Origin of the sequence: Massilia timonae CCUG 45783 (assembly GCF_000315425.1) — a bacterium.
In the GTDB taxonomy this organism is placed as follows: domain Bacteria; phylum Pseudomonadota; class Gammaproteobacteria; order Burkholderiales; family Burkholderiaceae_D; genus Telluria; species Telluria timonae.
Genome location: NZ_JH992922.1, coordinates 1,154,502 through 1,167,970 on the forward strand (window position 1 = coordinate 1,154,502; position 13,469 = coordinate 1,167,970).

The following is a 13,469-nucleotide window of genomic DNA, read 5'->3' on the forward strand; positions in this document are numbered from 1 at the left end:
AACGGTTGGAATTTATTCCTGCCAGTTCTTTTCTTCAAGCTAAGCTGAGTTTGCCGCCTCGAGACGGCACCGGCACTGCCGGTCCTACAACGACACAAGCGAGCCATCGCTTGACGGAAAACCTTGAAGAAGGAAGAACCATGAAGCAAACGCATTCGATTCATCCGACCGTGTTGAAGATGTGTGCAGCGGTCGCGCTGGCGCTGGGAGCCGGATCCGCCCTCGCGGCCGCCGGCGCGAGCGGCAGCGGCGCGCCGCAGTTCGTCGTGGAGACAGACCGTATCATCGTGAAGTACCGCGACTCGAAGGCCGCCGCCAATGGCGCCGCGGCCCGGGTCGCCGGCCTGAGCAGCGACCGCAAGGCGAAGCTCGACCGCGCCGGCCAGCAGTTCGGCATGGTGGTCAAGGAAAGCCATGCCATCTCGACCGGCGCCCAGGTGTTCAAGCTGGACCGCCGGCGCCACCTGAAGGAAGTGGAATCGCTGGCCGCCGAGATGATGGCGCGCGACCCGTCCATCGAGTACGCCGAGCCGGACCGCATCATGACCCATATGGCGACGCCGACCGACCCGCGCTACACCGACCAGTGGCACTACTATGAAACCGCCGGCGGCCTGCGCCTGCCGACCGCCTGGGACAAGTCGACCGGCAGCGGCGTGGTGGTGGCGGTGATCGACACCGGCTACCGCCCGCACGCCGACCTCTCGGGCCAGCTCTTGGCCGGCTATGACTTCATCAGCACCGCCACCATCGGCAACGACGGCAACGGCCGCGACAGCGACGCCAGCGATCCGGGCGACGCCGTGGTGGCCGGCGAATGCGGCAACGGCCAGCCGACCCGCGACCAGGGTTCGAGCTGGCACGGCACCCACGTCGCCGGCACGGTGGCGGCGCGCACCAACAACGGCACCGGCGTGGCGGGCGTGGCCTACAACGCCAAGATCGTCCCGGTGCGCGTGCTCGGCAAGTGCGGCGGCTATACCTCGGACATCGCCGACGCGATCACCTGGTCGTCGGGCGGCAGCGTGTCGGGCGTGCCGGCCAATGCCAACAAGGCGCGCGTGCTGAACCTGTCGCTGGGCGGCGGCGGCGCCTGCGGCGCGACCACCCAGAACGCCATCAACGGCGCCCGCTCGCGCGGCGCGGTGGTGGTGGTCGCCGCCGGCAACGACGCCGTCAACGTCAGCAACGCCAGCCCGGCCAACTGCTCGGGCGTGATCGCGGTGGCGGCCACCGGCCGCACCGGCGGGCGCGCTTCCTACTCGAACTACGGCACCCTGATCGACGTGGCGGCGCCGGGCGGCGACGGCGCCTATGGCGTGCTGTCGACGCTGAACACCGGCACCACCGCGCCGGCCTCGGACAGCTATGCGGCCTACCAGGGCACCTCGATGGCCACCCCGCACGTGGCCGGCGTGGCGGCGCTGATGCTGGCGCTGAACACCAACCTGACGCCGGACGACATCGAGTCGAAACTGAAATCGACGGCGCGCGCCTTCCCGGCCAGCTGCTCGGGTTGCGGCACCGGCATCGTGGACGCCACCGCGGCGGTCAATGCGGCCACCACCGGCGGCACCGCGGCCACGACCCTGGCCGAGAGCGAGGCGAACAACACCATCGCCACCGCCGACCTGGTCACGGTCGGCAACACGACCGTGAACGGCAACCTCGGCTCGACCACCGACACGGATTACTTCCGCGTCGACCTGCCGGCGGGTAAAACGCTGAGCGCGGTCCTGACCCCGGGCCTCTCCAATGCCGACTACGACCTGTACGTGTATAACGCATCGGGTACGCAGCTGGGCACCAGCCAGAACGGCGTCGGCGCGGTGGACAGCGTCAGCTCCAGCAATACGGGCACCAGCGCGGCGACCCGCTACGTGCGCGTGACCTACTACAGTGGCGGCACCGGCGCCACCAATGGCAAGTACAGCCTGAAGCTCACCTGGTAAGCGCGTCGGCGCCAGGAGGAGGTGAACGCGCGGTCTCGGCCGCGCGTTTTTTTTTTGCCGGCACACGCCGGGTTCCTGGCCGGACGCCGCCTGATGAGGGACAGGAAGTTCGAACAGGACTGTTGCGCACGGTTGGCATTTGTGCAAATGTTTTTATGTCCATAGAATGTATGCATGCAAATCGCCAATCCCGAGCCGACGCCGGCCGCGTTTCCTTCCTGAGCTTCTCCATGCAGCTTCCGAACCGCTTGCAGTTCCTGCTCAATCGCCTGCGCGAGCGGCTGTGGGTCAAGCCGCTGCTCGCCTGTATCCTGTCCATCGCGGGCGTGGCGCTGGCGCATCTCGCCGACAACATCCCGATCGACTGGAAGGTGCCGGAGATCGCACAGAACTCGGTCATCGAATTATTGAAGGTGATTGCCGCCAGCATGCTGGGCGTGGCCACGTTCGCGGTCGCGTCGATGGTGGCGGCCTACGCGTCGACCGGCCAGTCGGCCACCGCGCGCGCCTTCCCGCTGATCGTCGCCGACGACGTCTCGCAGAACGCGCTGTCGATCTTCGTCGGCGCCTTCATCTTCGCGATCGTGGGCCTGAGCGCCACCACCAACGATTATTTCGGCAAGGCGGGGCGGTTCACCTTGTTCATGCTCACGCTGTCCTCGCTGGCGCTCGTGATCGTGGTGTTCGTGCGCTGGGTCGACAGCATCGCGCGGCTCGGCCGCCTGGGCGCGGTCATCGCCAAGGTCGAGCAAGCCACGTCGCGCGCCATGGCCCAGCGCAGCCGCCGCCCCTGCCTGGGCGGCATGGCCGCTTTCGGTCCGGCCATCGGCCTGGCCTTCCACAGCGACACCAGCGGCTACCTGCAGCGGGTCGACATGGCCGCCCTGCAGCGGATCGCGGCGGCGCGCAAGCTGCGCATCACGCTGGCCGTCGTGCCGGGATCGATGGTGGTGCCGTCCCGGCCGCTGGGCTATGTGCTGCCGGACGGCGCCTGCAGCGAAGCGGTCGAGCCGGCCCTGTTGCGCGAGGCCTTCACCATCGGTCCGCTGCGCCACTTCGACGACGATCCCCGTTTCGGTCTGGTCGCGCTCGCGGAAATCGGCAGCCGCGCCCTGTCTCGCGGCATCAACGATCCCGGGACCGCGATCGGGGTGCTCGGTTCGGTGTACCGGATCCTGAGCGAGTGGGCGCGCCCGGTCGAGGTCGAGGCGCCGGAATATGACCTGGTGGAGGTGCCGGTCTTGTCGGTCGACGATCTGTTCGACGACGTGTTTCCCGCCATGGCCCGCGATGGCGCCGGGGCCATCGAGGTCGCGTTGCGCGTGCAACGGGTGCTGGGCGAACTCGGTTGCTGCGGGGAGCAGCAGATGCGCGCCGTGGCGCGGCGCCATGCCTGCATGGCGATGGCGCGCTCGGAACGCGCCCTCGACTTCGCGCCCGACCTGGAGCAGCTGCGGTGGCGTCATGAGGATTTCTGGGGCAAGGCGGCTTGCACGAAACGGCGTTTCGGATAATACTGTATGCAATTACAGTAGCCGGCCCCAGCTCCCGTTCCCGGGGCGCCGCCTCAGAGTGAACGCCCCGCTTCGAAAAATCATCCACTGCGATTGCGATTGTTTTTATGCGTCGGTCGAGATGCGCGACGATCCGTCGCTGCGCGGCCGACCGCTCGCCGTGGGCGGCCGGCCCGACCAGCGCGGCGTGGTCGCCACCTGCAACTACGAGGCGCGGCGCTACGGCATCCATTCGGCGATGGCCACCGCCACCGCCATCAAGCTGTGTCCCGATCTGCTGGTGATCCCGCCGGCAATGGAAAAATACCGTATCGCCTCACGCCAGATCATGGCGATCTACCAGGACTACACCGAGATCGTCGAGCCGCTGTCGCTCGACGAAGCCTACCTGGACGTCACCGATTCCCCCCACTGCAAGGGCAGCGCGACCCTGATCGCGCAAGAGATCCGGCGCCGCATCTTCGAGACCGTCGGCATCACCGCCTCGGCCGGCGTGGCGCCGAACAAGTTCGTGGCCAAGATCGCCAGCGACTGGAACAAGCCGGACGGGCTGTTCCTGGTGCGCCCTGACGAAGTCGACGCCTTCGTGGCGGCGCTGCCGGTCAAGAAGCTGCACGGCGTGGGTAAGGTGACGGCGGAAAAGATGAACCGCCTGGGCCTGCAGACCTGCGCCGACCTGCGCGCCTGGAGCATGGACCAGCTGCAGGAACACTTCGGCAGCTTCGGCGCGCGCTTATACGACCTGAGCCGCGGCATCGACCATCGGGAGGTGAACGTCTCGCGCGAGCGCAAGTCGATCAGCACCGAAGAAACCTATACGCCCGACGTGCCCGACCTGGCCGGCTGCCTGGCCTTGCTGCCCGATTTATACGAGCACCTGCTGGGCCGGATCAAGCGCGCGAATGCCGAAAAATTCATCAACAAGTTGTTCGTGAAAATCAAATTCTCGGATTTCCAGCAGACGACGGTCGAGTGCGTGGGCTATGCGCCACATATTCCGACCTATGCGCGCCTGATGGAGACCGGCTGGGCTAGAGCCAGCCGCCCGGTGCGCCTGCTGGGCGTGGGCGTGCGCCTGGGCGACACCGAAACCGTCGAGCAGCTGCGGCTGTTCGACGACGTTCTGGACGATTCGATAAGGTCCTGAGCTTTTTATGCGACGTTGCCATATAGCAGCGTAGAATATCGATCCTTTGAAATACTGACACAACCGGATAACCTATGTGGTTCAAGAATCTACAGATTTACCGTCTGCCGGCCCCATGGGCCTATACCCCTGAACAACTGGAAAAAGCCCTCGAGCCGCAGAGCTTCGTGCCTGCCAGCAGCAATGAATTGCTGCGCCAGGGCTGGGACAAGCCGCGCCCGAACGGCGGCCTGGTCCACGTGGTCAACAAGCAGATGCTGATCATGCTGGGCACCGAAAAGAAGTTGCTGCCGGCATCGGTCATCAACCAGGTGGCCAAGGCCAAGGCAGCCGAGCTGGAAGAGCAGCAAGGCTTCCCGCCAGGCAAAAAGGCAATGAAAGAACTGAAGGAACGCGTGGCCGACGAACTGCTGCCGCGCGCCTTCACCCTGCGCAGCAACGTCTGGACCTGGATCGACCCGGTCAATGGCTGGCTGGTGGTCGATGCGGCGAGCCCGGCGAAGGCCGACGACATCGTCAAGCTGCTGCTCAAGGCCGTCGACAAGATGCCGCTGGAATCGCTGCGCGTCCAGAAATCGCCGGTCGCCGTGATGACCGGCTGGCTGGAAGCCGATGAAGCGCCGTACGGCTTCACGATCGACCAGGACACCGAGCTGCGCGCGACCGGCGAAAGCCGCGCTGCGGTGCGCTACGTGAAGCACACGCTGGAACCGGACGACATCCGCCGCCACATCGCGGCCGGCAAGCAGTGCACCCGCCTGGCCATGACCTGGAACGACCGCATCAGCTTCGTGCTGACCGAGTCGCTGGCGATCAAGGGCATCAAGCCGCTGGACGTGATCAAGGAAGGCGAAAGCCCGACCTATAGCGACGATGAGCGTTTCGACAACGACATCGTGCTGATGACGGGCGAGCTGGCCAAGTTGCTGGCCGACGTGGTCGAGGCGCTGGGCGGCGAAGCCAAGGCGTAATTGACGGCCCGCTAAGGTGATGTGGGGTGGAGAGCCTGTCAGAATTTCTGTGTGGAACCGGGGTCATGAAATAATCCCGAAAGGACTGTTCCATGACCGAAGTGATGACCACTAAGAAGCTCAAGAAGCAAAAAGCAGCATACCCATTCCCCGTCGAGCTGATCGACCAGTTGCTGGCCCAGGTTGAGAACAAGGACGCTGAGTCGATCCTTGGCGAATCGGGCCTGGCCGGGCAACTCAAGAAGATGCTGGCCGAACGTATGTTGTCGGCCGAGTTGAACCATCACTTGGCCAACGAGGAAGAAGGCACTAAAAACCACCGTAACGGCAGCAGCCCTAAGAAGGTGCTCACGCCCGGCGGCGAGCTCCACCTGGACGTGCCGCGCGATCGCCTGTCGAGCTTTGAGCCCAAGCTGGTGGCCAAACATCAGCGCCGGATGTCTGGCTTTGATGATCACGTCATCAGCATGTACGCGCGTGGGATGAGCGTGCGTGAGATCCAGGCGCATCTGCTGGAGTTGTACGGTACCGAGGTGTCGCCGGACCTGATTTCGACCATCACCGACGAGGTGCTCGACGAGGTCGCACAGTGGCAACAACGGCCGCTTGAAGCGATGTATCCAATCGTCTATTTCGACGCGTTGCGCCTGAAGATCCGGGACGAAGGTACAGTCAAGAACAAGGCTGTGTATTTGGCTCTGGGCATTCGTGCCGACGGCCGCAAGGAAGTGCTGGGTCTGTGGATCGAGCAGACCGAAGGCGCCAAGTTCTGGCTGAAGGTTTTCAACGAGCTCAAGAATCGTGGGCTGGACGATATCCTGATCGCTGTCGTCGATGGCCTGCGTGGCTTCCCCGAGGCCATTGAAGCCGTTTATCCGCAGGCGCAGATCCAGACGTGCATCGTGCACCTGATCCGCAACTCGACGACGCTTGCGGCCTGGAAGGACCGTAAAGAGCTGGCAGCGGCGCTCAAGCCGATTTACCACGCTGCCAATGCCGACCTGGCAGAAGCGGCGCTGGACGCGTTTGCGGAAGGTCCATGGGGCACTAAGTTTCCGACCGTGGCTGCAATGTGGCGGCGCCAGTGGCAGCAGGTGATTCCCTTCTTTGCCTACCCGCCTGAAGTGCGCACGATTATCTACACGACCAACGCCATCGAGAGCCTGCATATGCGCCTACGGAAGATCGTCAAGAACCGCGGCCACTTCCCCAGCGACGAAGCCGCGACCAAGTTATTGTTCCTGGCCTTGCGCAATATCGAGAAAGATTGGAAGATGCCGCAGCGTACCTGGAAGCAGGCTGCCAACCAGTTCGCTATCATGTTCGGCGAGCGCTTCACGAACGCAATTATCTAACTCTGAATTCTGGCCCCGCACACAGAATTTCTGACAGGTCCGGGGTGGACGGCTTGCCGTCCACCCCACAATATTTAACGGATCACATCATTTCGCCGCCGCGACTTCTTCGCTCGTGGCCGGCTCCGACTTCCCACCCGCACCACTGCCATTTTCCAGCTCCCCACTGGTATAGGTCGCCCCCTGCCGATCCTCGTGCGGCGCCGGACGGTTCGGCAACGGCGGCAGCGCCTTGGCCTTCTCCAGGTCGATCCCGGCGATCTCCGCCACGCGGCGGCCATAATCCTCGTCGCAGTGCCACAGATGCCACACCATGCGCAGCTGGATCGGTTCCGGGCATTGTTTCAAATCTCCCCCGACGTTGTTGACCAGGTCGTCGCGCTCCCAGTCCTCGAAGGTGCGGTAGCGCGTGCCGGCCTGCTTGTAGTCGTCGCGCGTGGTGGTGGTCTGGTAGCGGCCCAGGTGGCCTTCGACCCACTGGTGGTATTCGTAGCCCGGCTGCTCGGCTTCCTGGTAGCCGCCCATCAGGCTCGGCTCGTAGTTGATGTGCTTGTCCTCGTCCGAACCATCGACGCCGTCCACATAGAACGTCATCTGCCCATCGCGCTGGTTGGTGCGCGCCTTCGCCTTCTCTTGCGGCGCGTTGATCGGCAGTTGCAGGTAGTTGGGCCCCACGCGGTAGCGCTGGGTGTCGGAATACGACAGGGTGCGGCCCTGCAGCATCTTGTCGTCCGAGAAGTCGATGCCCTCGACCAGCACGCCGGTGCCGAAGGCCGACTGCTCGGTTTCTGCAAACACATTGTCTGGGTTCTTGTTCAGCACCATGCGGCCCACCGGCAGCAGCGGGAACTGGTCTTCCGGCCAGCGCTTGGTGTCGTCCAGCGGGTCGAAGTCGAGCTCGGGATGCTCGCCGTCGGCCATGATCTGGACGCAGAATTCCCATTCCGGGTAGTCGCCGCGTTCGATCGCGTCGTACAGGTCGCGCGTGGCGTGGCTGGTGTCGCGGCCCTGGATCTCGGCCGCTTGTTGCGCGGTCAGGTTGCGCACGCCCTGCTTGGGTTGCCAGTGGAATTTCACCAGGTGGGCGACGCCCTGGTCATTGACCAGCTTGTAGGTGTTGACGCCCGAACCTTCCATCTCGCGGTAGTTGGCGGGGATGCCCCATGGGCTCTTGACCCAGGTAACCATGTGCAGCGCTTCCGGATGGCTGCAGATGAAGTCGTAGAAGCGCCACGGTTCTTGCTGGTTGGTGACGGGGTCGGGCTTGAAGGCGTGGATCATGTCCGGGAACTTGATCGCGTCGCGGATGAAGAAGACCTTGAGGTTATTGCCCACCAGGTCCCAATTGCCGTCGACGGTTTTCAGCTTGACCGCGAAGCCGCGCGGATCGCGCGCGGTTTCGGGCGATTCCTTGGCGCCGATCACGGTCGAGAAGCGCACGAATACCGGGGTCTGCACGCCGGTCTCGTTGAGCACGCGTGCCGTCGTGTACTTGGCGGCGGGCTCATCGCCGATCTTGCCATAGGCTTCGAAGAAGCCGTGGGCGCCGGTGCCGCGCGCATGCACGACGCGCTCGGGGATGCGCTCGCGGTCGAAGTGGGTGATCTTTTCGATGAACTGGTAGTTCTCGAGCGTGGCCGGACCACGTTCGCCGACCGAGCGCAGGGACTGGTTGTCGCGGACGGGGTGACCCTGGCGCGTGGTCAGCGTGGGACGCTTCTCATTCATTGCCTTCTCCTTTGATGCAGGTGATCGAGAAGGGCAGTATAGGAACTCGAACGGGAAGGCAGCGCGCGGCTGCCCTCGCCTTTAATCCCCGTCAAAAAGGCACAGGAACTATTGCTTACAACTGCTGGAAGACGCCTTCGCTGCGGTTCTTGGTCACGTTATCCCATGGGAAAACCTGACCGTTCATGGCGACATACACGCCGGCCGGCAGGGTCTGCGCCACGCCGCAGGCAAATCCCAGGTTGAACAGCGCATCCGAGTTGGCGATGGAATATGGAATCATGGCGCCGGTCAGCACGATGGTCTGGTCGAGCTTGGCCGCGCCGAGGACGGCGGCCGTCTCGCGCATGGTGTCGGTGCCGTGCACGATCACGATCGCCTTCTCGCTGGCGGCCTGGCACGACGCCAGCACGCGTTGGCGGTCGGCATCCTGCATGTCGAGCGAATCGAGCAGCGGCAGCACGTCGAGCGCGACCGGCACCGTCATGCGGCTGCGCTTGATCACCTCTGGCAGATGGCTTTCGGCAAAGCCGAGGACGCCGTTCAGTTCATTGTAATGCTTGTCGAAAGTGCCACCGGTGGCGATGAGTCGCAAAGTCATGTTGGTTTATCTACTCGCAGAAAAAAGGTGCGTCATGATAGCCGCAAACCATAGTGTATCCGACTGTGACTGCGCTAGAATCGTCCGGATCGGATGAGTACACTCATCGTCTTTCTTTTCTTTCTTTCCCCCGGCCATGAAAGCAGTTGCACCCGGCACCGTCATCTTCCACCGCCATCGCGGCTATGGCGTGATCACCCACGTCAATCTGCTCACTGGCTGGATCTCGGCGCGTTTCAACGACGAGGCGCGCGCCCTCGACCTGAACCTGTCGAGCGACGAAGTCCAGCACGCCGACGGCGAGCCGATCCTGTTCCGGCGCGCGCCGCCAGACCGCATGCCGCATGCGCGCCTGATGGCCGTGGTGCGCGCATTGCACGAGGCCGGCTACCAGAAGCTGTACCTGTATTCCTGGCCCAAGCCCTCCGGCCTGCACTGGCGCTGGCACCTGTTCACGGGGCCGCGCAACTGGATGCAGCGCACCTGGCGCGAAGGCTGGTATGGGTCGGGCGCCGACTACAACAACAATCCCGTGATGGGGTGGGGCGACGTGCCGGGCGCCACCACCGACGAGCTGATCCACGCGCTGGCGAAGTTCGATCCGCAAGGGCTGGCGCAGGCGCTGGGCCGCGACGAAGACCATACCGCCTGGTTCGCGCAAGCCTGCGACCTGCTGCTGCCGGGATACATGTACAGCCTCAATATGGAACGTCCCGCGGGCGGCGGGCTGGTCGAGGCGCCGGCGGTGCCGATCGTGCCGGTACGCTCCGGCCTCAAGGCCTATACCGGCCGCGACATCGGCTGGCCGCCGGGCTGGGCGGGACTCTGGACCGGCACCCACGTGATGCCGGCGCCAAAGGTCAACCTCACGGGCGAGCCCGAACTGCGCTGAGCGCTTCCGGATTGAGAATGTTCGCCGGCTCGCCTTGCGCGAACTTGACGATGTTCTCGAACGCCGCCTGGAAATAAATCTCGTAACTGTCTTTCTCAACATAGCCCAGGTGCGGGGTGGCCAGCACCGTCGGGATGCGCAGCAGCGCAGAGTCCTGCGCCAGCGGTTCGCTGGTGAACACGTCCAGCGCCGCCGTGCCCGGACGGCCCTGCTTCAGGGCGTGCTCGAGCGCGCCTTCCGCCACCAGTTCGGCGCGGCTGGTGTTGACGAACAATGCATCCGGCTTCATGCACGCCAGGTCGCCGGCCGTGACGATGCCGCGCGTCGATTCCGCCAGCCGCAAATGCAGGCTCAGCACGTCGGCCTGCTCGAACAGCGCTGCGCGCGACTGCGCCGCCTCGAAGCCGTCGGCGACGGCCGCCGCGCGGCTGGCTTCGCTGCCCCAGACCAGCACCCGCATCCCGAAAGCGCGCGCATAGCCGGCCACCAGCTTGCCGATCTTGCCGTAACTCCAAAGGCCCAGGGTACGCCCGTGCAGCACCCGTCCCACGCCATTGAGCGCCGGATTGATCGAAGCCGTCTGCCACAAGCCATCCTTCAGATTGTTCGCATACGGCACGATCTTGCGGCTGGCGGCCATGATCAGGGCCCAGGTCAGCTCGGCCGGCGCGAGCGGCGAGCTGACCCCTTCGGCGATGGCGATGCCGTGCGCGGTCGCGGCGGCCACGTCGATGTGGCCGCTGACCTTGCCGGTCTGCGAGATGAGCCTCAGGTTCGGCAGCTTCGCCAGCAATGCCGGCGTAAAAGCGGTGCGTTCGCGGATCAGCACCAGGGCGTCGAAAGGGGCGAGGCGGATCGCCAGCTGGCCCAGTCCTCGGGTGGTGTTATTGAAGACCTTGACCTCATGGCCGTCGAGCAGTCGGAAGCAGTCAAGACCACGCACAGCGTCTTGATAATCGTCAAGAATCGCGATTTTCATTGGTGTTGTCAGAGTTATATCAGTTAAATGTAAACAAATAACAGGGTAGGGCATTTGCCCAAATAGCCTACTACATTACTAGGGCATTTTTCCTACTTTTTTGTAGTGGAAGGGTCCGTAAGACGCTTTTTGGGGTGTACAATCGGCTCAGAACTTAAAGGAATGACACGTATCCAACGGTGCTCATGAGACGCACTGCTCAGCCTTGCCAGAGGCTGCCGACCCGACCGCTGTCCCACCGCGATCCTGCCATGGGCCGCCCGCCCACCGTTGATCCCGACCATGGGGCGCCCCGGCCAAAGGACGATCCCGACCCAGCGATCCACCCGAATTCTTTATTGGCATTTGGAGGACTCCCATGAATCAGCCCGTGATGGGCGGCGTCGCCGCACTGAACGTTCCAGTTTACATCAAACATCAAAAGCTCATCAATTGGGTCGCGGAAATCGCCGCCCTGACCAAGCCTGACAGCATTTACTGGTGCGACGGTTCGGAAGAAGAATACGACCGCCTGTGCGCACAGATGGTCGAAGCGGGCACGATGCAGAAGCTCAACCCCGCCAAGCGTCCGAATTCCTACCTGGCCTGGTCCGATCCGTCGGACGTGGCGCGCGTTGAAGACCGCACCTTCATCTGCTCCGCCACCAAAGAGCAAGCCGGCCCGACCAACAACTGGATGGAGCCGGCCGAGATGCGCCGCACCCTGCACGGCCTGTTCGACGGCTGCATGGCCGGCCGCACCCTGTACGTGGTGCCGTTCTCGATGGGCCCGCTGGGCTCGCCGATCGCCCATATCGGCGTCGAACTGTCCGACTCGCCTTATGTCGCGGTCAATATGCGCATCATGACGCGCATGGGCAAGGCCGTGTACGACGTGCTGGGCCCGGACGGCGAGTTCGTTCCCTGCGTCCACTCCGTTGGCGCGCCGCTGGCTGCCGGCCAGAAGGACGTCGCCTGGCCATGCAACGCCACCAAGTACATCGTGCACTATCCGGAGACCCGCGAGATCTGGTCCTTCGGTTCCGGCTACGGCGGCAATGCGCTGCTGGGCAAGAAATGCTTCGCCCTGCGCATTGCCTCGAACATGGGTTATCAAGAGGCGCAAGCCGGCGGCACCGGCTGGCTGGCCGAACACATGCTGATCCTGGGCGTCGAGTCGCCGCAGGGCGACAAGAAATACGTGGCCGCGGCCTTCCCTTCGGCCTGCGGCAAGACCAACTTCGCGATGCTGATCCCGCCGAAGACCTTCGACGGCTGGAAAGTGACGACCATCGGCGACGACATCGCCTGGATCAAGCCGGCCGCGGACGGCAAGCTGGTCGCGATCAACCCGGAAGCCGGCTACTTCGGCGTGGCCCCGGGCACCAATGAAAAGACCAATCCGAACTGCATGGCCTCGCTGCGCGAGAACGTGATCTTCACCAACGTGGCGCTGACCGACGACGGCGACGTGTGGTGGGAAGGCATGACGAAGGAAGCCCCGGCCCACCTGATCGACTGGCAGGGCAAGGACTGGACCCCGGCCTCCGGCACCAAGGCGGCGCACCCGAATGCGCGCTTCACCGTGGCCGCGACCCAGAATCCGGTGATCGACCCGGCCTGGGACGATCCGGCCGGCGTGCCGATCTCGGCCTTCATTTTCGGCGGCCGCCGCTCGACCACGGTGCCGCTGGTGACCGAGGCCAACAACTGGGTGGATGGCGTGTACATGGCCGCGACCATGGGTTCCGAAACCACCGCCGCCGCCGCCGGCCAGATGGGCGTGGTGCGCCGCGATCCGTTCGCGATGCTGCCGTTCATCGGCTACAACATGAGCGACTATTTCCAGCACTGGCTCGATCTGGGCAAGAAAGTGGCCGCGATCGATCCGGCTGCGCTGCCGAAGATCTTCTGCGTCAACTGGTTCCGCACCGGCGAGGATGGCAGCTTCGTGTGGCCGGGCTATGGCGACAATATGCGCGTGCTGAAATGGATCCTCGACCGTACCGAAGGCAGCGCCGCCGCCGGCAACGCGCACCTGTTCGGCACCTCGCCATCGTATGGCGACCTGAACTGGGATGGGGTGGAATTCACCGAAGCGCAGTTCACCCAGATCACATCGATCGACAAGAACGCCTGGGCCGAAGAACTGAAGCTGCACGGCGAATTGTTCGACAAGCTGGCCTACCGTCTGCCGCAAGAGCTGGTGGACACCAGGGTCCGCCTGGAAAGGCAACTGGCCGACTGAGACCGGCCGAGTGGGGGAGAGGCCGCTGCCGAAGCGGCCATATAAAAAAGAACAGGGGCAACGCCGGTGGCGTTGCCCCTGTTTCATTTGGGACGAACCGTGA

10 protein-coding genes are annotated in these 13,469 nt (G+C 64.2%); 7 read left to right on the plus strand and 3 right to left on the minus strand.

Features of this window, described 5'->3' with window-relative positions; all coding sequences use genetic code 11:
• Positions 1-140 precede the first annotated feature (140 nt).
• The 5 genes from HMPREF9710_RS04935 (at position 141) to HMPREF9710_RS04955 (ending at position 6,939) form a co-directional block, all read left to right on the plus strand.
• Entirely contained in the window at positions 141-1,952 is a 1,812-nt protein-coding gene (locus HMPREF9710_RS04935; protein WP_005664441.1) for a S8 family peptidase, read from the plus strand.
• 230 nt (positions 1,953-2,182) lie between these two features.
• Positions 2,183-3,466, plus strand: coding sequence for a DUF2254 domain-containing protein (locus HMPREF9710_RS04940; RefSeq protein WP_005664444.1), 1,284 nt, complete (start codon positions 2,183-2,185; stop codon positions 3,464-3,466).
• Between the two features lie 58 nt (positions 3,467-3,524).
• A complete protein-coding gene (gene dinB, locus HMPREF9710_RS04945) occupies positions 3,525-4,613 on the plus strand; it encodes a DNA polymerase IV (RefSeq protein WP_229409728.1) in 1,089 nt (362 codons plus the stop codon).
• A gap of 74 nt (positions 4,614-4,687) precedes the next feature.
• On the plus strand, positions 4,688-5,584 hold the full coding sequence (locus tag HMPREF9710_RS04950; RefSeq protein WP_005664447.1) for a recombination-associated protein RdgC: 897 nt from the start codon (positions 4,688-4,690) through the stop codon (positions 5,582-5,584).
• Positions 5,585-5,688: 104 nt separating this feature from the next.
• Positions 5,689-6,939: an IS256 family transposase gene (locus HMPREF9710_RS04955; RefSeq protein WP_157225472.1), complete on the plus strand. Its 1,251-nt coding sequence runs from the start codon at positions 5,689-5,691 to the stop codon at positions 6,937-6,939.
• Between the two features lie 87 nt (positions 6,940-7,026).
• Here HMPREF9710_RS04955 and HMPREF9710_RS04960 read toward each other — a convergent pair whose 3' ends face one another.
• Both HMPREF9710_RS04960 and HMPREF9710_RS04965 read right to left on the minus strand, forming a co-directional pair.
• Positions 7,027-8,667 (minus strand): catalase, encoded by a 1,641-nt coding sequence (locus HMPREF9710_RS04960; protein ID WP_005664449.1) that lies wholly within the window; start codon positions 8,665-8,667, stop codon positions 7,027-7,029.
• 115 nt (positions 8,668-8,782) lie between these two features.
• The gene (locus tag HMPREF9710_RS04965) at positions 8,783-9,268 is read right to left on the minus strand and encodes an asparaginase domain-containing protein (protein WP_005664450.1); all 486 of its coding nucleotides are present in this window, start codon (positions 9,266-9,268) and stop codon (positions 8,783-8,785) included.
• Between the two features lie 136 nt (positions 9,269-9,404).
• Here HMPREF9710_RS04965 and HMPREF9710_RS04970 point away from each other — a divergent pair, with 136 nt between their 5' ends.
• Positions 9,405-10,160 carry a hypothetical protein gene (locus tag HMPREF9710_RS04970; protein ID WP_005664452.1) on the plus strand — a complete coding sequence of 252 codons (756 nt, stop codon included), beginning with the start codon at positions 9,405-9,407 and terminating at the stop codon, positions 10,158-10,160.
• Here the strand turns inward: HMPREF9710_RS04970 and HMPREF9710_RS04975 are convergent.
• Positions 10,135-11,139 carry a D-2-hydroxyacid dehydrogenase family protein gene (locus HMPREF9710_RS04975; RefSeq protein ID WP_005664454.1) on the minus strand — a complete coding sequence of 335 codons (1,005 nt, stop codon included), beginning with the start codon at positions 11,137-11,139 and terminating at the stop codon, positions 10,135-10,137. The genes HMPREF9710_RS04970 and HMPREF9710_RS04975 overlap by 26 nt on opposite strands.
• A gap of 358 nt (positions 11,140-11,497) precedes the next feature.
• On the opposite strand from HMPREF9710_RS04975, the gene HMPREF9710_RS04980 reads away from it, so the two are divergent.
• Positions 11,498-13,366, plus strand: coding sequence for a phosphoenolpyruvate carboxykinase (GTP) (locus HMPREF9710_RS04980; protein WP_005664456.1), 1,869 nt, complete (start codon positions 11,498-11,500; stop codon positions 13,364-13,366).
• The last annotated feature ends 103 nt before the right edge of the window (positions 13,367-13,469 follow it).